This is a genomic window from Lysinimonas soli, assembly GCF_042655435.1.
Taxonomy (GTDB): Bacteria; Actinomycetota; Actinomycetes; order Actinomycetales; family Microbacteriaceae; genus Lysinimonas; species Lysinimonas soli.
Genome location: NZ_JBHSMG010000002.1, coordinates 450708 through 468823, shown reverse-complemented (window position 1 = coordinate 468823; position 18116 = coordinate 450708). Strand labels below are relative to the sequence as shown.

17 protein-coding genes are annotated in these 18116 nt (G+C 70.6%); 4 read left to right on the top strand and 13 right to left on the bottom strand.

All coding sequences use genetic code 11. From position 1 onward, the window contains the following. Positions 1–25 precede the first annotated feature (25 nt). The 3 genes from ACFPJ4_RS09890 to ACFPJ4_RS09880 are packed head-to-tail and all read right to left on the bottom strand — an operon-like array spanning position 26 to position 2966. Positions 26–1441, bottom strand: coding sequence for an NAD(P)(+) transhydrogenase (Re/Si-specific) subunit beta (locus ACFPJ4_RS09890; RefSeq protein WP_386740241.1), 1416 nt, complete (start codon positions 1439–1441; stop codon positions 26–28). Continuing rightward, entirely contained in the window at positions 1438–1770 is a 333-nt protein-coding gene (locus tag ACFPJ4_RS09885; RefSeq protein WP_386740240.1) for an NAD(P) transhydrogenase subunit alpha part 2, read from the bottom strand. The genes ACFPJ4_RS09890 and ACFPJ4_RS09885 overlap by 4 nt, the downstream gene beginning before the upstream one ends. Then, a complete protein-coding gene (locus ACFPJ4_RS09880; RefSeq protein WP_386740239.1) occupies positions 1767–2966 on the bottom strand; it encodes an NAD(P) transhydrogenase subunit alpha in 1200 nt (399 codons plus the stop codon). Before ACFPJ4_RS09880 ends, ACFPJ4_RS09885 begins: the two co-directional genes overlap by 4 nt. A 258-nt stretch (positions 2967–3224) precedes the next feature. On the opposite strand from ACFPJ4_RS09880, the gene adhP reads away from it, so the two are divergent. After that, positions 3225–4235 (top strand): alcohol dehydrogenase AdhP, encoded by a 1011-nt coding sequence (gene adhP / locus ACFPJ4_RS09875; protein ID WP_386740238.1) that lies wholly within the window; start codon positions 3225–3227, stop codon positions 4233–4235. Between the two features lie 2 nt (positions 4236–4237). Then, positions 4238–4714, top strand: coding sequence for a pyridoxamine 5'-phosphate oxidase family protein (locus ACFPJ4_RS09870; RefSeq protein ID WP_386740237.1), 477 nt, complete (start codon positions 4238–4240; stop codon positions 4712–4714). Here ACFPJ4_RS09870 and msuE read toward each other — a convergent pair. From msuE to ACFPJ4_RS09840, 6 genes are read right to left on the bottom strand one after another with little or no spacing between them, the layout of a single operon-like run. After that, the gene (msuE, locus tag ACFPJ4_RS09865) at positions 4711–5316 is read right to left on the bottom strand and encodes an FMN reductase (RefSeq protein ID WP_386740236.1); all 606 of its coding nucleotides are present in this window, start codon (positions 5314–5316) and stop codon (positions 4711–4713) included. The two genes, ACFPJ4_RS09870 and msuE, sit on opposite strands and share 4 nt — an antisense overlap. After that, entirely contained in the window at positions 5316–6743 is a 1428-nt protein-coding gene (locus ACFPJ4_RS09860) for an LLM class flavin-dependent oxidoreductase (protein ID WP_386740235.1), read from the bottom strand. The genes msuE and ACFPJ4_RS09860 overlap by 1 nt, the downstream gene beginning before the upstream one ends. Positions 6744–6775: 32 nt before the next feature. Beyond that, positions 6776–8467: a dipeptide ABC transporter ATP-binding protein gene (locus tag ACFPJ4_RS09855; protein WP_386740234.1), complete on the bottom strand. Its 1692-nt coding sequence runs from the start codon at positions 8465–8467 to the stop codon at positions 6776–6778. Continuing rightward, a complete protein-coding gene (locus ACFPJ4_RS09850; protein ID WP_386740233.1) occupies positions 8464–9318 on the bottom strand; it encodes an ABC transporter permease in 855 nt (284 codons plus the stop codon). The genes ACFPJ4_RS09855 and ACFPJ4_RS09850 overlap by 4 nt, the downstream gene beginning before the upstream one ends. Continuing rightward, positions 9315–10319 carry an ABC transporter permease gene (locus tag ACFPJ4_RS09845; RefSeq protein ID WP_386740232.1) on the bottom strand — a complete coding sequence of 335 codons (1005 nt, stop codon included), beginning with the start codon at positions 10317–10319 and terminating at the stop codon, positions 9315–9317. Before ACFPJ4_RS09845 ends, ACFPJ4_RS09850 begins: the two co-directional genes overlap by 4 nt. Positions 10320–10326: 7 nt before the next feature. Further along, the gene (locus ACFPJ4_RS09840) at positions 10327–11955 is read right to left on the bottom strand and encodes an ABC transporter substrate-binding protein (protein WP_386740231.1); all 1629 of its coding nucleotides are present in this window, start codon (positions 11953–11955) and stop codon (positions 10327–10329) included. Positions 11956–12212: 257 nt separating this feature from the next. Here ACFPJ4_RS09840 and ACFPJ4_RS09835 point away from each other — a divergent pair, with 257 nt between their 5' ends. After that, complete coding sequence (locus ACFPJ4_RS09835; RefSeq protein WP_386740230.1) at positions 12213–12959, top strand: DUF4386 family protein; 747 nt, start codon at positions 12213–12215, stop codon at positions 12957–12959. 337 nt (positions 12960–13296) lie between these two features. Then, complete coding sequence (locus ACFPJ4_RS09830) at positions 13297–13752, top strand: MarR family winged helix-turn-helix transcriptional regulator (protein ID WP_386740229.1); 456 nt, start codon at positions 13297–13299, stop codon at positions 13750–13752. Positions 13753–13787: 35 nt separating this feature from the next. On the opposite strand, the gene ACFPJ4_RS09825 is transcribed toward ACFPJ4_RS09830, so the two are convergent. From ACFPJ4_RS09825 to ACFPJ4_RS09810, 4 genes are read right to left on the bottom strand one after another with little or no spacing between them, the layout of a single operon-like run. After that, positions 13788–14705, bottom strand: coding sequence for a carbohydrate kinase family protein (locus ACFPJ4_RS09825; protein WP_386740228.1), 918 nt, complete (start codon positions 14703–14705; stop codon positions 13788–13790). Continuing rightward, the gene (locus ACFPJ4_RS09820; protein ID WP_386740227.1) at positions 14702–15619 is read right to left on the bottom strand and encodes a pseudouridine-5'-phosphate glycosidase; all 918 of its coding nucleotides are present in this window, start codon (positions 15617–15619) and stop codon (positions 14702–14704) included. Before ACFPJ4_RS09820 ends, ACFPJ4_RS09825 begins: the two co-directional genes overlap by 4 nt. A 54-nt stretch (positions 15620–15673) precedes the next feature. Continuing rightward, complete coding sequence (locus ACFPJ4_RS09815) at positions 15674–17386, bottom strand: FAD-binding oxidoreductase (RefSeq protein WP_386740226.1); 1713 nt, start codon at positions 17384–17386, stop codon at positions 15674–15676. Further along, positions 17383–18087, bottom strand: coding sequence for a lysophospholipid acyltransferase family protein (locus tag ACFPJ4_RS09810; RefSeq protein WP_386740225.1), 705 nt, complete (start codon positions 18085–18087; stop codon positions 17383–17385). Before ACFPJ4_RS09810 ends, ACFPJ4_RS09815 begins: the two co-directional genes overlap by 4 nt. Positions 18088–18116 lie beyond the last annotated feature (29 nt).

The window sequence follows — 18116 nt, the reverse complement described above, 5'->3', positions numbered from 1 at the left end:
CGACAGGCGGCTGGTGCCGTCGGATTCAGGCTGCGACGTACTGCTTGACGGCCGCGATGATGTCGGTGAGACCCTTCTTGGCATCCGCGAAGAACATGCCGGTCTTCGGATCCGAGAACAGCTCGTTGGGGATCCCCGCGTAGCCGGGGCTCATCGAACGCTTGATCACGACGACGGCCTTGGCATGGTCGACGTCGAGGATGGGCATGCCCGAGACGGCGTTGCCGGGTCGGCGGGCGGCGGGGTTGGTGACGTCGTTGGCGCCGATGACGAGGGCGACGTCGCAGGTCGGGAAGGCCGCGTTGGCGTCCTCGAGCTGCAGCATCTGCGGGTAGGGCACGTTGGCCTCGGCGAGGAGCACGTTCATGTGCCCGGGCATCCGGCCCGCCACCGGGTGGATCGCGTACTTCACGTCGATCCCGTGGTCGGTCAGCAGCTTGGCGAGGTCGGCCACCTCGTGCTGGGCCTGTCCGGCCGCGAGTCCGTAGCCGGGCACGATCATGACGTGCTGGGCGTACGCCAGCTGGATGCCGATGTCGTCGGCGCTCAGCGCGCGAACGTTCGCGGCCTCCGCCCCCGGCCCGGCCTCGCCGGTCGAGCCGCCGGTGCCGAACCCGCCGATCAGGATGCTGAGCACGGAGCGATTCATCGCCGCCGCCATCTGCAGGGTCAGGATCGTGCCCGCCGCCCCCACGAGCGCTCCGGCGATGATCATCGCCTGGTTGCCGATCACGAAGCCCGCCATCGCGACGGCGAGGCCGGTGAAGGCGTTGAGCAGCGACACCACGACCGGGGCGTCGGCGCCCCCGATCGGCAGCACCATGAGCACGCCGAAGGCGAGGGCCGCGACCAGCAGCACGATCACGAACGCGATCGTGCTCGGCCAGAGCACGACGAGCACCGACGCCGCGAGCGCGACGAGCACGACGAGCCCGTTGACGAACCGGGCTCCCGGGAACAGCAGCGGGCGGCCGGGGATCGTCCCCTGCAGCTTGCCGGCGGCGATCAGCGAGCCGGAGAGGGTGATCGATCCGATCAGCACATCGAGCACGATCGGAACCGACGAGGTCGGGGTGACCGTCCCGCCGCCGCGCCGCAGCAGATCGGCGATCGCGATGGCCGCCGCCGCGCCGCCGCCGACCGCGTTGAACAGGCTCACGAGCTGAGGGACGTCGGTCATCTTCACGGTGCGCGCCCGGACGGCGCCGAAGACCCCGCCCGCGATGAGCCCGAGGCCGAGAGCGCCCCAGCCGAGCCAGGTTCCCGTTCCCTCGAGCACGGCAACGACCACGGTCGCGACGATCGCCACGACCATGCCCGCGGCCGAGATCAGGTTCCCGCGCCGGGCCGACGACGGGGTCCGCATGAGGTGCAGGCCCACCACGAAGGCGACCGCCGCCGCGAGATAGACGAAGCCGATCACCCAGGCGAGCGCGCTCATCGACCTTCTCCCTGCTCGGTGTCGGATGGCGCGGGGGCGGTGGTCGACACCGGCTTGCGGAACATCTGCAGCATCCGGTCGGTCACGACGTAGCCGCCGACGACGTTCGCCGCCGCCAGGGCCCCCGCGATGCCCGTCAGCAGATAGCCGATCGGGCTGTCGGCGAAGGCCGCGATCGCGATCGCCCCGGCCACGACGACGCCGTGAATGGCGTTGGCCCCCGACATCATCGGCGTGTGCAGGGTCGAGGGGATCTTGCTGATCACCTCGAAGCCGACGAGCAGACTGAGCACGAAGATCGCGATGTCGGTGAACAGGGTCGGGGTCATGAGACGCTCACCGCCTCGTCGCTCGTCTCGGGTGCCGGGGAGGGCGGCGCCAGCGGATCGAGGCCGAGCGCCTTCCTGATCGGAGCGCTGACGATCTCGCCGTCGCGGCACAGCACGACGTTCGCGTGCACCTCGTCGCTCGGGTCGATGACCACCGCGCCGTCGTGCAGCAGCGAGGAGAGCAGGGCGACCACGTTCCTCGCGTACATCTGGGAGGCCGAGGTGGGCAGCTCGGCGGCCAGCTGGCCCGCTCCGACCACCGTCACGCCGTTGCCGGTCACGATGCGGGATCCGTCGACCGACCCCGCGACGTTCCCGCCGCGCGCCCCGGCCGCGAGATCCACGCACACCGACCCGGGCTTGAGCGCGGCGAGGGTCTCGCTCGAGACCAGCAGGGGAGACGGACGGCCGGGAACCTTGGCCGTCGTGATGATCACGTCGAATCCGACGAGACGCTCGGCCAGCTCGGCCTGCTGCGCCGCCAGCTCCTCCGCGGTCATCGCGCGCGCATAGCCTCCCTGGGCGGCACCCTCCGCGACCGAGGAGGTGAGGAAGGCCGCTCCCACCGACTCGACCTCGGAGCGCGAGGCGGGCCGCACGTCGTACCCGGTCACGACGGCGCCCAGTCGCTTCGCGACGCCGATCGCCTGTAGGCCGGCGACCCCCGCGCCGATCACGATGACGCTCGCCGGACGCGCGGTTCCCGCGGCCGTGATCATCATGGGGAAGTAGCGTCCGAACGCCTCGGCCGCGACGATCGCGGCCCGGTAGCCGGCGGCGCTCGACTGGGAGGTCAAGGCATCCATCGACTGCGCCCGGCTGAGCGTGCGCGGCAGCAGCTCGAACGCGGCGACGGTGATACCGGCCTTCGCCAGGGTCGCGATCCGGTCCAGGTTGTCGAAGGGGTCGATGAGGCCCAGCAGCAGCTGGCCCGCACGCAGGCTCGCGATCAGGGCGTCATCCGGGCACCGCACGACGGCGAGCACGGTGCTGGCCGCGACGACCTCGGAGCGGGATGCCACGGTGGCGCCGGCCGCGCGGTACGCCTCGTCGGGGAATCCGGCGGCGACGCCCGCGCCCGCCTCGACGAGCACCCGGGCTCCCGGCATCAGACGCGCGACGGCGTCCGGGTCCAGGGCGACTCGGCGTTCCCCCGACGCGGTCTCGGTGACGACACCGACCGTGGTGTCGCTCATGCGAGGAGTCCGAGAACGGGGGCGAGGGTCGGCGAGCACATGTGCCGAGCCTCCTTCGGCGGCGGGCGGGCGCATAGGGCCGAAGGTCCCGGTCGGGCCGAGTCGGCGAACTCGGACCCTCCGTACCGAGTCCGCCCAGGATCAGCCGGCCGGGACCTTCGGCCCTGCCCGCTCCCGTCGGCCCGTGGAACCTTGGGGGCTGCGGGGCGCAGGCCGCTGAGCCGAAATCCATCCCCCGCTCACCGAAAGGACGCCACCATGAAGGCCGCCGTTGTCACCGCGTTCGACAAGCCGCTCGAGATTCTCGATCGGGACATCCCCCAGCCCGGGACGGGCAAGGTGCTCATCCGTCTCGAGACCAGCGGGCTCTGTCACACCGACATCCACGCCGCTCACGGCGACTGGCCGGTCAAGCCGACCCCGCCGTTCGTCCCCGGGCACGAGGGGGTCGGGATCATCGAGGAGCTCGGCGACGAGGTGACGAACCGCCGGCTCGGCGAGCGGGTGGCGATTCCGTGGCTCGGTTACGCCTGCGGCGAGTGCCGCTTCTGCATCGACGGCCGCGAGACCCTCTGCACGAAGCAGTACAACAGCGGCTACTCGGTCGACGGGGCGTTCGCCGAGTACGCCGTCGCGGATGCCAAGTACGTCGTGCCGGTTCCCGACGGCGTCACCTCGATGGATGCCGCGCCGCTGACCTGCGCGGGCGTCACCACCTACAAGGCCCTCAAGGTCGCCAAGATCACCCCGACCGAGCGGGTCGCCGTCTTCGGCGTCGGCGGACTCGGCCACCTCGCGGTGCAGTACGGCCGCATCATGGGCGGTACGGTCATCGCGGTCGACGTCGAACAGCCGAAGCTCGACCTCGCCCTGGAGCTCGGCGCCGACCACGTCGTGAACGCGGCGACCGGCGACCCCGTCGCGGCCATCCAGGCTCTCGGCGGCGCGGATGTCGCGATCGTGCTCGCGGCCTCCCCGCGCGTGTTCGAGCAGGCCTTCGCCTCGCTCAACCGCGGTGGACGCCTGATCTGCGTCGCCCTGCCGGCCGACCAGACGATGAGCATCTCGATCTTCGACACCGTGCTCAAGGGCATCTCGATCATCGGATCGATCGTGGGCACCCGCCAGGACCTCGCCGAGGTCTTCGAGCTGCATGCCGAGGGGCGGACCAAGATCATCGCCGAGGGGCGCACGCTCGACCAGGTGAACGAGGCGATCGACGAGGTGCTGTCGGGCAAGGTGCTCGCCCGCCTGGTCTTCGAGTACTGACGATGCCCGCCGAGGTGGAGTTCGAATCCTGGTCGCCTCAGGGCCCGGTGACCGAGCTCTCGGACGAGCACTGCTGGCGCCTGCTCGCCGAGGCCGGCTTCGGCCGGCTCGCGGTGAGCCGTGGCGACCGCCCGGCGATCTTCCCGATCGACTTCCGGGTGGCCGACGGCGGCGTGGTCTTCCGCACGGCGGAGGGCAGCACCAAGCTGAGCGATCTGCTCGCCAACGGCTGGGTGGCGCTCGAAATGGACGAGCGGAAGGGGACCGGTGCCTCGAGCGTCGTGCTGACCGGTCATGCCGATCCCGTCAGCGACCCCGACCGGATCTCGGCGTACGACCGCCTTCCCCTTCCGCCCTGGATTCCGAACCGCCCCTACGTCTACGTGCGGATCTCGCCCGACTCCGTGCACGGGCGCGCCTTCACCCGGCACCTGACGGTGGAACGCACCACGCCGAGCCCCTCGGCCGCGGGCGGCTAGAACGCGTCCGGCCGTGCGAACTCCGGAACCGGCAGCCGGATCCCGTCACCCGTCGCCTCCAGCTGGAGGTTCGAGGCGAGCAGCGGCAGAGTGCGGCGCACCGCGGTTGCGATCCGCGCTTGCAGCTCGGTCGATTCCACCCGGTAGTCGACGAAGTCCCCCTCGTTCGCGAAGATGCCCAGCGGCAGCGTCAACGCCTGGAAGAAGCCGAACAGCGGTCGCATCTGATGCTCCACGAGCAGGGCGTGCCGGTCGCTGCCCCCGGTCGCCGTCAGCACGATCGGCTTGTCGGCGAGGGCGTACTGACCGACGTGGTCGAAGAACAGCTTGAACAGCCCCGTGTAGGTGGCCCGGTAGGCCGGCGAGCCGACCACGATGACGTCGGCGGCCTCGACCTGCTCGAGGGCCTCGCGGGCGTTCGGCCCCACGTCGCCGCGGAACGGGCCCGCGCCGAGCTCGCTGAGCAGGGGCGCGAGTTCGATCACCGTCGACTCGCCGCCGACGCTCGCCGCGACGGCCCGCGTGACCTCGTCGACGAGCGCTGTGGTCCGCGAGGGGCGGGTCGGGCTGCCGCTGACCCCGACCACCGAGATGGCCGCCATCAGAACGACGCCACGTTGCCGGCGCCCGCGAGGCGCAGGGGTTCGACGGGGTTGGCGAGATTCGCCCCGCCGCGGTACCGCGAGGCGATGTGTCGGTCGGGTACTCGACTGTTGCCGGCGCCGAACAGGCGCTCGCGCAGGGTGCCGGGCTGCGATCCCTCCTCGGGCAGACGACCGCGCTTGCGCAGCTCGGGCACGACCAACTCGGCGAAGTCGCGCGCGGTGTCGAAGGAGTGGTACTGCCGCAGGTTGATCCCGTCGAGCCCGTCCTCATCGAGCCAGCGCTCGATCTCGTCGGCGACCACCGTCGGCGTGCCGGCGACGAAGAAGCGGTCGTCGCGCGAGCCCGAGATGAAGTCGAGTGCCTGCCCGACCGTCCGCTCCAGGGGGAGGAACGGGACGCGCTCGGGGGCCACCTCCGCGCGACGGAGCGCCTCGGCGACCGTGATGTCGCGGGGGAAGGCCGTCAGGTCGACCGGCAGGCTGCTGTGCGCGAGGATGCCGTCGAGGCTGGAGTGCTGCTGATAGAGACGCCATTTGTCGGCCGCCTCCTCCTCGGTGCGACCGACGACGACCCCCGCCATGGCGATGAACTTGATGTCGTCCGACCGTCGGCCGTGCCGCACGGCGGCCTCACGCATCGTGTCGGCGTTGCGGCGGAACTCCTCGGAGGTTCGGCCGCCGGTGAAGACGGCCTCGGCGTGCCGGCCCGCGAACTCGATGCCCGCCGGCGATCCGGTGGCCTGGAAGATCACAGGCGTGCGCTGCGGCGACGGGTGCACGATGTGCGGACCCGAGACACGGTGGCGCTCGCCGACGTGGTCGATGTACCGCACCTTCGCGGGGTCGGTGTAGATGCCGCGCTCACGGTCGGCGATCACGGCGTCGTCGTCCCAGGAGCCCTCCCACAGCTTGTAGAGCACGTCGAGGTACTCGTCGGCGTACTCGTAGCGCAGGTCGTGCGGCACCTCGCCGTCGAGACCGAAGTTGTGCGCCGCGTTGGGCAGGTAGGACGTGACGACGTTCCAGCCCACGCGGCCCTTGGTCAGGTGGTCGAGCGTCGACATCCGGCGGGCGAAGGCGAAGGGCGGTTCGTAGGTGGTCGAGAACGTCACCCCGAACCCGAGCCGCTTCGTGACCGCGGCCATCGCGGGGATCACCAGCAGCGGGTCGATGTTGGGGCTCTGCAGCCCCTCCCTCAGCGCGGTCTCCGGACCGCCGCGGAAGACGTCGTACGCTCCGATCACGTCGGCGAGGAACACCCCGTCGAATCCGCCGTTCTCGAGGATGCCGGCCAGCTCGGTCCAGTAGTCCAGCTCGGCGAAGCGGTGCCGGTTGTTACCCGGCAGCGGCCAGAGACCGTGGGTGATATGGCTGACGCAGGCCATCTCGAAGAGGTTGAGGAACAGTTGCTTGGGCTCGGCCATGATGCGGCTCTCTTCTCGGGGTGGCGGTGGGATCAGGCGCCGAGGGCGGCCGGATCGAAGACGGGGATGGAGGCGATCAACTCGCGGGTGTACGGATGCCGGGGCCGCTGGAAGATCTCGTCCGGCGTCCCCTCCTCGACGACGCGTCCGTCTTTCATGACGAGCACGCGATCGCTGAGGTGGCTGATGACGCCCAGATCGTGCGAGATGAAGAGGTAGCTCACGCCGGAGGAGCGCTGCAACGCGACGAGCAGATCGAGGATCTGCGCCTGGATCGTCACGTCGAGCGCCGAGACGGCCTCGTCGAGCACGATCAGCGAGGGACGCGGCGCGAGGGCACGGGCGATGGCGACCCGCTGGCGCTGGCCTCCCGACAGGCGCAGGGGGAAGCGGCCGAGCACCTCGACCGGCAGGCCCACCAGGTGCAGCAGTTCGAGCACGCGCTCGCGCCGGGCGACGGCCGAGAGGCGGGTTCCGCGCAGCGCGTCGAGCAGGATGCGCTCCACGTTCCAGCGCGGGTCGAAGGAGCTGAGCGGGTCCTGGTACACGACCGAGATGCGGGGGCGCAGCCGGCGCCGGCGACGCTCGCTGACCCCCGACCAGTCCTGGCCGAGCAGGCGGACGGTGCCGCCATCCAGCTTCTCCAGGCCCAGGGCGAGCTTGGCCGTCGTGCTCTTGCCCGAGCCCGACTCCCCCACGATGCCGAGGGTCTCGCCGAGGCCGACGCTGAACGAGACCCCGTCGACCGCCCGGGTGACGGTCCCGTCGGAGGTCACGAAGCGCTTGATGAGCCCGTTCGCCTCGAGCACGGGGCCGTCGTGAACCGGATGCTCCGCCTCGACCGTCGCGGCGGGCGGCACCGGCGTCGGGCTCAGCGCCCGCCCGCGGGTGTGCTCGCTCGGAACCGCCGCGATCAGGGCCCTGGTGTAGTCGTGGACCGGCGCACCGAGCACCTCGGCGGCCGTACCCTGCTCGAGCACGACGCCGCCCCGCATGACCAGGATCTGGTCCGCGAGCTGGGCCACGACCGACAGGTCGTGACTGATCAGGATGATCGAGGCGCCGCGCTGCTTCATGTTCTCGAGCTCGGCGAGCACCTGAGCCTGCACGGTCACGTCGAGGGCCGTCGTCGGCTCGTCGGCGATCACGATGTCGGGGTCGAGGGCGATCGCCGAGGCGATCAGGGCGCGCTGCCGCAGACCGCCCGACAGTTGACCGGGACGCTGACGCGCCCGGATCCCGGGGAAGGGGACGCCGACCCGCGCGAGCAACTCGACGACACGACGCGACCGCGCGGAGCGGTCGCCCCAGCCGTGCAGCCGCAGCGCCTCGGCGATCTCGGCGCCCACGGGACGCAGCGGGTCGAGCGACACCAGGGCGTCCTGCAGGATGAAGCCGACGTCCCGGCCACGCACCCGGCGCCACTGACGCGGGGTGAAGGCGCGGGCGTCCTCATGGTGAAGTTCGAGGGCATCCGCCTCGACGATCGCATTGCGCCCGGCCAGGCCCACCAGCGAGCGCGCGGTCACGCTCTTGCCGGAACCGGACTCGCCGACGATCGCGACGCACTCGCCCGGCGCGAGCTCGAAGGAGACGCCGGACACGACATCCCGCCGCACCCCGTCGACCGTGAACGCGACCCTAAGATCATCGACCCGCAGCCGCGTCGCGGGCCAGTCCAGGCCCAGCCGAGCCGGGTCGTCGACCGTGTCGGAGATGGTCATCTCTCCCCCTTCTCGAGATGGCTCTGCAGGTGGCGGCCGATCGTCGTGGCGGCCAGGGCGACCGCGACGATGACCAGCCCCGGCACCACGACGAGCCAGCCGGCCTGTGTGATGTAACTGCGACCGGCGTCGAGCAACGCGCCCCACTCCGACGACGGCGGCGCGACGCCGAGGCCGAGGAATGACAGGCTCGACGCCCAGACGATCGACTGCCCGACCGAGAGAGCGAACACGGCGACGAGCGGACGCAGCGCGTTCGGCAGGATGTGCGCCCGCACGATCCGCGCGCGGGAGTGCCCGAGCGCGGTCGCGGCCTCGACGTACCCCGAGTTCTTCGCCGCGAGGATCTGACCGCGGATCATGCGCGCGTAGCCGGGCGCCGTGCCGAGGCCGACCGCGAAGATCTCGGTCGTCGCCGACGGCCCCGTGATCGCGATCAGCAGCAGCGCGAGCAGCAGCGCCGGGAAGGCGAACATGACCTCGACGAAGCGATCGACCACGACCGCCGCCGGCCGGATCGCGAGGGCCGCGAGCGAGCCGAGCACGAGTGCGAGCACGATGCCGACGGCGGTCGCCCCGAGTCCGATCAGGAGCGACTCGCGGGCCCCGAACACGACGCGGCTGTAGAGGTCGCGGCCCGACTCGTCGGTGCCGAACCAGTGCGCCCAGGACGGCCCCCGCAGCGCGGCCGGGTAGTCGAGCGCGACGGGGTCGTGCGTCGCGAGAAGCTGCGGGGCGATCACCGCGATCGCCAGCAGGACGACGAGCGCCCCGGCGAGGTAGAGGCCCCACGGCAGCCGGCCGAGTCGGCTCGAGATCGCCGGGAGCGCGGGGACACGGACCGCGGTCATGACGCCCCCAGCCGGGGATCGATGAGCGTGTAGGCGACGTCGACGAGGAGGTTCGCGACGACGTAGAACACCGCGACGAGCGTGACGATGCCGACGACGACGGGCAGGTCCTGCGAGTTCACGGCCGCGACGAGCACCGAGCCGATGCCGGGGCGGGAGAAGATCGACTCCACGATGACGGCGCCCGACAGGGTCGCGCCGAGCGCCCAGCCCGACAGCGTCACGGCGGGGATGCTGGCGTGCCGCAGCACGTGCCGCAGCCGGACCCCCCAATCGCTCATCCCGCGCATCCGCGCCGAGATGACGAACGGCGCCTCGAGCGCCCGCTCGAACTCGGCACGGGTGCTCTGGCTCATGAACCCGGCCAGCGGGATCGCCAGGGTGAGCGCCGGCAGGATCAACCCGTTCACCCCGGTTCCGCCGATCACCGGGAACCAGCGCAGCCCCAGCGCGAAGACCAGCAGCAGGATGATGCCAAGCCAGTAGGCCGGAAGACCGGCCGCGACGACATCCACGAGCGATCCGAGAGCCCCGAGCCGCGGACCGCGACCGGCGGTCAGTGTCACCCAGGCCACCATGAGCACCCAGGCGAAGAGGATCGCCGTCACCGAGAGGGTGACCGTCGCCCCGAGCTGCTCGCCGATGATCGCGGTGACCGGGCGGAACTGCTGGTACGAGGTGCCGAAGTCGCCCAGCACGAGCCCGCGCAGGTAGTCCCAGTACTGCTGGATGACCGGATGCTGCAGCCCGTACTCCGCGTTGATCGGCGCGAGCTCCGCCGCGGTGCGCTGCTGCGCCTGTCCGGCGCGGATGTTGAGGATCACGGTGGCGCGATCGCCCGGCAGCGCGAGCTGGGCGAAGAACGCGACGGTGGCGGCCCCCCACAGCACGACGACCGCCGCCACGACCTTGCGCCCGATCGTGAGCGCGACCGCCCGCAGCCGGGCCGCGCGGAGCGCCGACGCCGCCTGCGGGGCCGGCTCGACCGCCGGCCCCGTCACGACGCCGCTACTTGACGAAGTAAGCGTCATAGAACGTCGGACCCCCCTGCGCGTGCTCCTGCCAGACGCCCTTCAGCGACGGCGAGACCGCGAGCGTGCTCAGCCGGTCGTAGACCCCGATCGAGAGGGCGTGCTCGGCGATGTAGTCCTGCGCCTTCTGGTAGTCGGCGTTCTGCGTGGCCAGATCGGCCGCCGAGTTGCCATCGAGGATGTAGCCCTCGAGCGTCGGGTCGTTGTAGAAGGCGCTGTTGCTGTAGTTCGGGTCGTCGGCCGTGCTGGGACGCCAGTTGACGTAGAGGATGCCCGCAGTCACGGCCGTCCAGTACCCGACGCTCAGGTCGTGGTCCTGCGGTGTCGAGTACTTGCCTGCGAAGAGCTCGCTCTGCGGAACGGGCACGAGCGTGACGTCGAAGCCGACCTTGGACGCCTGCTGCTTGATGCCCTGCAGGATCGCCGCGCCATCCGAGTTGATGATCGACCCGGCGCCGTAGGGGAACACGACGGTGAGCGGAGTGCCGTTCTTGGTGCGGACCCCGGCGCTCGTGCGGCCGGTCCAGCCCGCGGCATCCAGCAGCGCGTTCGCCTTGGCCGCGTCGTAGCCGTACCAGCCGGCGGCCTTCGTGCTGTACCCGGGGGTGGCCTGGCTCACCGAGCCGTTGCCCTCGTAGGGGATGACGCCCTGCCCGATCGTGTCGACGATCTGCTTGCGGTCGAGGCTGTCGGCGAAGGCCTGGCGCACCCGCTCGTCGGTGAACGGCCCGATCTGGGTGTTGAACGAGATCTGCTGCGGCCGGCCGGCGGTCACGTAGCGGTCGAGCTGGAAGCCTCCGCTCTTGAGCGTCTTCCACTGCACGGCGGGCACGTCGTAGATGGCGTTCACCTGACCGCTCTGCAGCGCTGCGACCCGCGTGGTCGGGTCGGCGACGAACTTCCAGTCGATCTCGTCGACGTGCGCCGGGCCGGTGTGCAGGGCGTTCGCGGGCGGCGAGGTGTAGTCCTTGTTGCGCACCAGCACGATGTCCTGCCCGCGGTTCCACTTCTTGACGATGAACGCGCCCGAGCCGATCGGCGCCTCGCAGTTCTGCTCCTTGGTGCGGGTCTGGAGGGCGTGCTGCGATTGGATGCCGAAGTAGCCCTGCGTGAGGTTGTCGGCCAGGCGCGGGTACGGCTTCGAGAGGTTGATCTGCAACGTGGTGTCGTCGACGGCGGTCGCGGACTTGTAGTACCCCGCGAGCCAGACCTTCGCCGTGCTGTTGCCGCCCGTGAGCCAGTAGTCGAAGTTGTAGGCCACCGCGGCGGCGGTGAGCGGCGTTCCGTCGGTGAACTTCACACCCTTCTTCAGGGTGAAGGTCCAGCTGAGACCGTCGCTGGAGGCCTTCCAGGATTCGGCCAACCAGGGCACGACCTTGTGGTTCGCGTCGAGCGAGACCAGGTTGTCGAGCACCTGGTACGACAGGTAGGCCTGCTCGATCCATCCACCGAAGACGCATGCGGGCTCCTGCTGGTGGGCGTAGACGATCGTGCCGCCCTCGACCCGCTGACCGGTCGCCGAGGAGGACTGCGCGGAGCAGGCGCTGAGGGTCAGCGCGGCGAGCGCGAGTACGGATGCGGCGAGCAGGGAACGCGGGGAACGCATGGCGTGAGGTCTCCAGGGATCGATCGAGCACGAATGCGGCCAGGCTAGGCGGGCCGCGAGCGCGGAGGCGAACCCGTGCGTCACACACGAGTCACGGAACGCAACGCCGCTTCACACGGCGCAACCGGGCGTAAGAATCCGTGCGCGCCGGACGGTCATGCGCCAGGATGCGCGCCCGCGACTCAGGGACCTTCGGCTCTACCCCGTGCCCGGGCGTGTGCGTGTACTGGGCGCAGCGAACCGTCGAGGAGGCATTGATGAACGCAATCGACGACCAGCGCCGGATCGACGCTCCGTCACGTCCGCTGCTCCGCGTCGGGGCGGTCGCGGCCATCGTCGTGGTCGTCCTCATCCCGCTCCAGGCGCTGGTGTTCATCATCAGTCCGCCACCGCACACGGTTCCCGAGTACTTCGCACTGTTCGAGCGCAACCCGTTCCTCGGGCTGATCGATCTCGACCTGCTGCTGACCTTCGACTACCTCGCGATGATCCCGTTCTACCTGGCGCTCTTCCTGGTCCTCCGGCGATCCGCGGAGGGCTGGGCCCTGCTGGCTCTCGTGACCGGTCTGTTCGGTCTCGTGCTCTACCTGTTCTCGCGCGAGGGCACGTTCTCGATGTGGCAGTTGAGCAGTCAGTACGCCGCCGCGACCGCCGAGGGCGACAGGGCCGCGCTGCTCGGCGCCGGCCAGACCCTGCTCACGCTCTACAACGGCGGGTCGTTCGGCATCAGCTACGTGCTCGGGGGGATCAGCACGCTGATCTTCTCGGCGGTCATGCTCCGGCATCGCGTCGTCGGGCGCGCGCCGGGGATCGTCGGGATCGTCACGGGCGCGACCATGCTGGTCCCCGCCAACGTCGGCGTCATCGGCACGGCCATCTCGCTGCTGTCCCTCATTCCGACGGCGATCTGGCTGATCCTGCTCAGTCGCGGCCTGCTCCGGGCCGCACGCGAGGGCCTGCCGGCGCCGCTCGACCCGAACGAGGGCGGGCTCGACGGGTCCTGATCGGGAGCCGGTAGACCGGTCGTTCCGCGCGGGACGTCCGGGGCCCGTGACCGTCCTCAGGGAACTCGCAGAAAAATAACGAACGGATAACTAGACACCGTTACCTCACCGTTATACATTTCAAGAGCGTTAGTTGTTTGCTGTGGCAACGAAGCGCGGAATGTGATTGCAGGACACTCTTGGTGCAAGGGAGAGGGTCGGCCGCTCGCCTCTGCGGCCGACCCTCAATCACGTTAACGGCGCCTCCGGCGCCCGCGACGTGGGCCGGCGTCGGCATCGCCGCGCGAGGCCGCGACGGCCGTCCCTCGGCCCCGGCGCGCGAGCCTAGAGTGGGTTCGTGAGCGAACGTTCCGTCGCCGTGGAGGCCTGGGAGGCGCTCTACCGCGCACAGGTCGCCGTGCTCCGGCAGCTGCGGGCCGAGTTCCCCGACGGCGAGACCTCGCTCACCGAGTACGACGTGCTGTTCAACCTCTCGCGCGAGCCCGGGCACGCGCTACGCATCCGCGACCTCAACAAGCACCTGCTGCTCACGCAGCCCAGCGTCAGCAGGCTGCTCGACCGCCTCGCCGCACGGGGCCTCGTGACCAAGAGCGGCGATCCGGATGACGCCCGCGGCACGGTCGTGAGCCTCACCGAGGCGGGGCTGCGCGAGTTCCGCCGGGTCGGCACCCGGCACAGCCACTCCATCGCGCGCAAGATGGCCGCCCTGACGGCCGACGAGCTGCACGAGCTCACCCGGATCACCGACAAGCTGCGGGCCGGGGCTCCCCCGTCGTCACCCGGACGCGACTGAGCCGACGAGGCGACGGAGCCGACGAGCCACCGCACTCAGATGACGGGACGCCCACCCATCACCATGACGGCGCGCGCCGCGACCGCGACACCCGCTTCGGCAGCCGCGATCGCATCCCGGCTCACCAGCCAGTGCTGCAGGAATCCCGCGGCCATCGCGTCACCGGCGCCCGTCGGGTCGACGACGCGCACGTTGGGCACGGACACGGTCGCCGCCCTCTGACCGCGTTCCGCCACGATGACGCTGTCCCCGCCCTGCGTGATCACGGCGATGCCGTACCGCTCACCGAGGGCCTTGGCGACCCTGACCGGAGCGGTCTCGGAGCACAGCAACCGCGCCTCGTGCACGTTGGCGAAGAGGATGTCGGTGCCCTCGATCCCGGCCGCGAAGGCGTCCGGACCGAAGTCGGCGATGTAGCCCGCCGACCCCGGGTTCAGCGACACCGTCGCCCCGGCCGCGTGGGCGCGCGCGATGAGCTGCTGCAGGCCGACCGAGCGCGGGCCGTCGAGCAGGCTGTACCCGGTCAGATGGAGAACGGCGGCACGCGCGAGCACCTCGTCCGACAGATCGTCGACCGAGAGCGCCGCGTTCGCGCCGCGTTCCGTGAGCATCGTGCGCCGGTCACCCTCGACGATGATGACGATCATGCTGGTGGGCAGCCCGGGCGCGATCGCCAGGTGAGGCGTGACGCCCTGCTCCCGGAACAGCGACTCGTGGTAGTCCGCGTCGGCGAGGCCGACGCAGCCCACGAAGTCCACCGGCGCCCGGAGCGAGCCCAGCCATGCCGCCGTGTTCGCGGCCGAGCCGCCGGGTCGCGGCCGGATCGTCGACGGGGTGTCGGTGTCCGACCTGATCGGCCCCCGCGGCACCGCCACGATGTCGTTGACGATGTCGCCGAACGCGACGATCCGGTTGCGGATCAGGAGGTCGGCATCCGTTCCCGCGGCGCTCACGCCGAACGCCGAAGCGTCGACCAGGCGGTCGCGATCTCGGCGGCGAGCCGCACATTGTTGCGCGCCAGGTCGAGGTTCACCTCGAGGCTGCGGCCCTCCGAGGCGTCGACGATGAACCCGAGCAGGAAGGGGGTGACCGCCTTGCCGTGCACCCCGGCCTGCGCGGCGGCGGCGAATGCCGTCGCCAGCACCCGGTCGTGCTCGGCCGGGTCCCACTGCTGCTCGATCGGAATCGGGTTGGCGACCACGATCCCCTCCCGCGACCCCAGCTCGTCCCGGGCCGCCATGATGCGGGCGACCTCGTCGGCGGAGTCGACCGACCAGTCGAGCTCGTGCCCCGAATCGCGCAGCCAGAACGCGGGAAAGCGCCGGGTGCGGTAGCCGACGACCGGCACGCTCAGGGTCTCGAGCCGCTCGAGCGTCGCGGCGATGTCGAGCACGCTCTTGACGCCGGCGCTCACCACCGTGATGGGCGTGACGGCGAGCGTCGACAGGTCGGCCGACTCGTCGAAGGTCTGCGCGGCGCCGCGGTGCACGCCGCCGAGTCCGCCGGTCGCGAAGACCCGCACCCCGGCCATGGCCGCGAGGTGCGCGGTCGCGGCGACGGTGGTGGCTCCGGATGCCGCGCGCGCGGCCAGGATGGGCAGGTCGCGCACGCTGGCCTTGGCCAGCTCGTCCTCGGCGATCCGGCGCACGCCGTCCGCGTCGAGGCCGACCCGCGCGACGCCATCGAGCACCGCGACCGTCGCCGGCGTCACGCCGCGCTCGCGCAGCATCTCCTCGAACTCGAGTGCGGCCGCGAGATTGCGGGGGCGCGGGAGGCCATGGGAGATGATCGTCGACTCGAGCGCCACGACGGGGCGGCCCGCACCCAGGGCGTCGGCGACCTCGGAAGAGACGGTGACGGCAGACATTCCCCTACGGTAATACCTCCCGCCACCGCCTCAGCGGTCAACGGACCGTCGCGGTCAATTGACCTCCGCCGGCTCCTTGAGGTCGGCCACGATCTTGCGCGGATTGAAGTTCGCGCCCGGGTCGACCGCCTCGAACAGGCCGCGCATGACCGCGACGCCCTGCGACGAGATGTCCTGCTCGAGCCAGGGGGCGTGCTCGAGTCCGACTCCGTGGTGGTGCGAGAGCGAGCCGCCGTTGTCGATGAACGCCTGCTGGATGGCGCGCTTGACCACGTCGTACTCGCCCAGCGGATCCTTGCCGAAGACGAAGGCGAAGGTGAAGTAGAGGCAGGCGCCGGAGTGGTACGAGTGCGACATGTGCGACATGATCCAGCCCTTGATGCCGATCTCGTCGAACGCCTTCTCGGCCGCCGCCACGACGTTGTCGTGCAGCTGGTTGACCTTCGACCACGGCATCGCCGACTCCGACACGTCGCCGGCGGCCCCGCGGTCGAGTAGGAAGTCACGCAGATACGGGGTGTCGAACTTCTTCTGGTCGTAGAGCACGCCCGGGCCCTTGCCCACGCCCATGCCGCCGTGCTTCTTGACGATCCGGTCCACGAGCTTCTTCTGCCGCGTGGCGTGCGCCTCGCCGCCCTCGTAACCGATGAACGAGAGGCAGATGTCGTCGAGCTTCCACCCCTTGCTCTTCATCAGGGTCGGAAGCACGGTGCCGGCGGCGAACTTGTCGAAGCCGTGTCGCTCCTTGCTGGTGGCGAGCGAGAATCCGGTCTCGCGGGCATCCGAGATGCGCGTGATCGAGGGGGTCGCGTCGCTCTCGGCGATCTCCTCCATCGCGGCGATCCCCGCCTCCCAGTTCGGGAAGAAGTAGCCGTACACGTCGCGCTTGGCCGGGATGCGGTGCACGACGACCGTCGCCTCGGTGATGATGCCGAGCCGGCCCTCGCTGCCGACGATCATCTCGCGCACGCTCGGCCCGGTCGACGAGCTCGGGATCGGGCGGATCACGAGCAGCCCGCTGACTCCGGCGGAGCTCGGCCGCACGACGTGCAGGCCGCGCACGATGTCGGCGATGTCACCGTACTTGTCGGACTGCATACCTGAGGAGCGGGTCGCGATCCAGCCGCCGAGGCTGGAGTGGGTGAAGCTGTCGGGGAAGTGCCCGAGCGTCCAGCCGCGCGCGCCGAGCTGCTGCTCGAGATCGGGGCCGAGGGCTCCGGCCTGGATGCGCGCGAGCCCCGACTCCTCGTCGATGTCGATCAGCTCGCGCATGCGCCCCATGTCGAGCGAGAGCACGACCCGGGTCTCGTCGGCGCGTGGCTCGAGGCTGCCCGCGATGTTGCTGCCACCGCCGAAGGGGATGATCACGACGTCCGCCGCGACCGCGGCATCCACCACGCGCTGCACCTCGTCCTCGTCGCCCGGGTAGACCACGAGGTCGGGCGCACGTTCGATGAGATTGGCGCGGACTCGCACCAGGTCGCGCAGGCTCTTGCCGTAGGTGTGCACGACGCGATCCAGCTTGTCGGTCGTCACGTGGTCCGCGCCGACGATGCTCGCCAATGAGCTGACGAAGGCGGGCGAGGCGAGGGATGCCGCGACGGTGATGTCGTCGAACGACGGCGGGTCGACGGGCGGGGCGGTGTGCAGGTCGAGTCCGACGGCCTGCTCGACGAACGGAGCGAATCCGGGTTTGTCCTGCCAGTGGAACCCGACGCCGTCGACGCCCCATCCCCACCACTTCATGTGCTGTACATCATCGGTCATGCTGCGTCTCCTTCGGGGGTCTGCTTGAGAATACGGTCGGAATGCTCGTCACGAAGGCGAGCGATCTCGGCTCTCACGCGTCCCATGAAGTCGGCAGCCGATTCGCCGTCCTCCGCGAGCATGGGGGCGCCGAAGACGACGCCGACAGGAAGCCGCCCGGGCTTCGGCCAGTTCGAGCCGCGCGGGTGTGCCGTGTTCGCCCCGATCAGGGCGACCGGCAGGCACGGGACGCCGACCGAGGCGGCCAGGGCCGCGGCTCCGGGCTTGAAGTTGCCGAAGGTCCCGTCTTTCGAGCGGGTGCCCTCCGGGAAGACCAGCAGGGGAACGCCGCGCTTGAGCAGCTCCTTGGCGCTGACGCTCCGGGGGTTCACCCCGCTGCGATCGACCGGGAACCCGTTGAAGAACAGGGCGGTCAGGCCGCGGCGCCACCAGACGTCGAAGAAGTAGTCGGCGGCGGCTCCCGCGGCGAGGTAGCGCGAGAGCCGGCGCGGCAGGGCGCCGAAGATGAGCGGGGCGTCGAGGTGGCTCGAGTGGTTCGCGACCACGACGAACGCGCCGTCGAGGCTCTTGAGAGCCTTGCGGCCCACGACCGTGACGCTCACGAGCGACCAGACCAGGGGCTTGAGCAGCCAGCGCTGGGCGACGAAGCGGGCGCCGGCCTGACCTGGCGAGGTGTAGCGGTCTCGCGTGTCTGCGGGCATCCGCGCACCTCCCTGGTGATCGGCAGTCG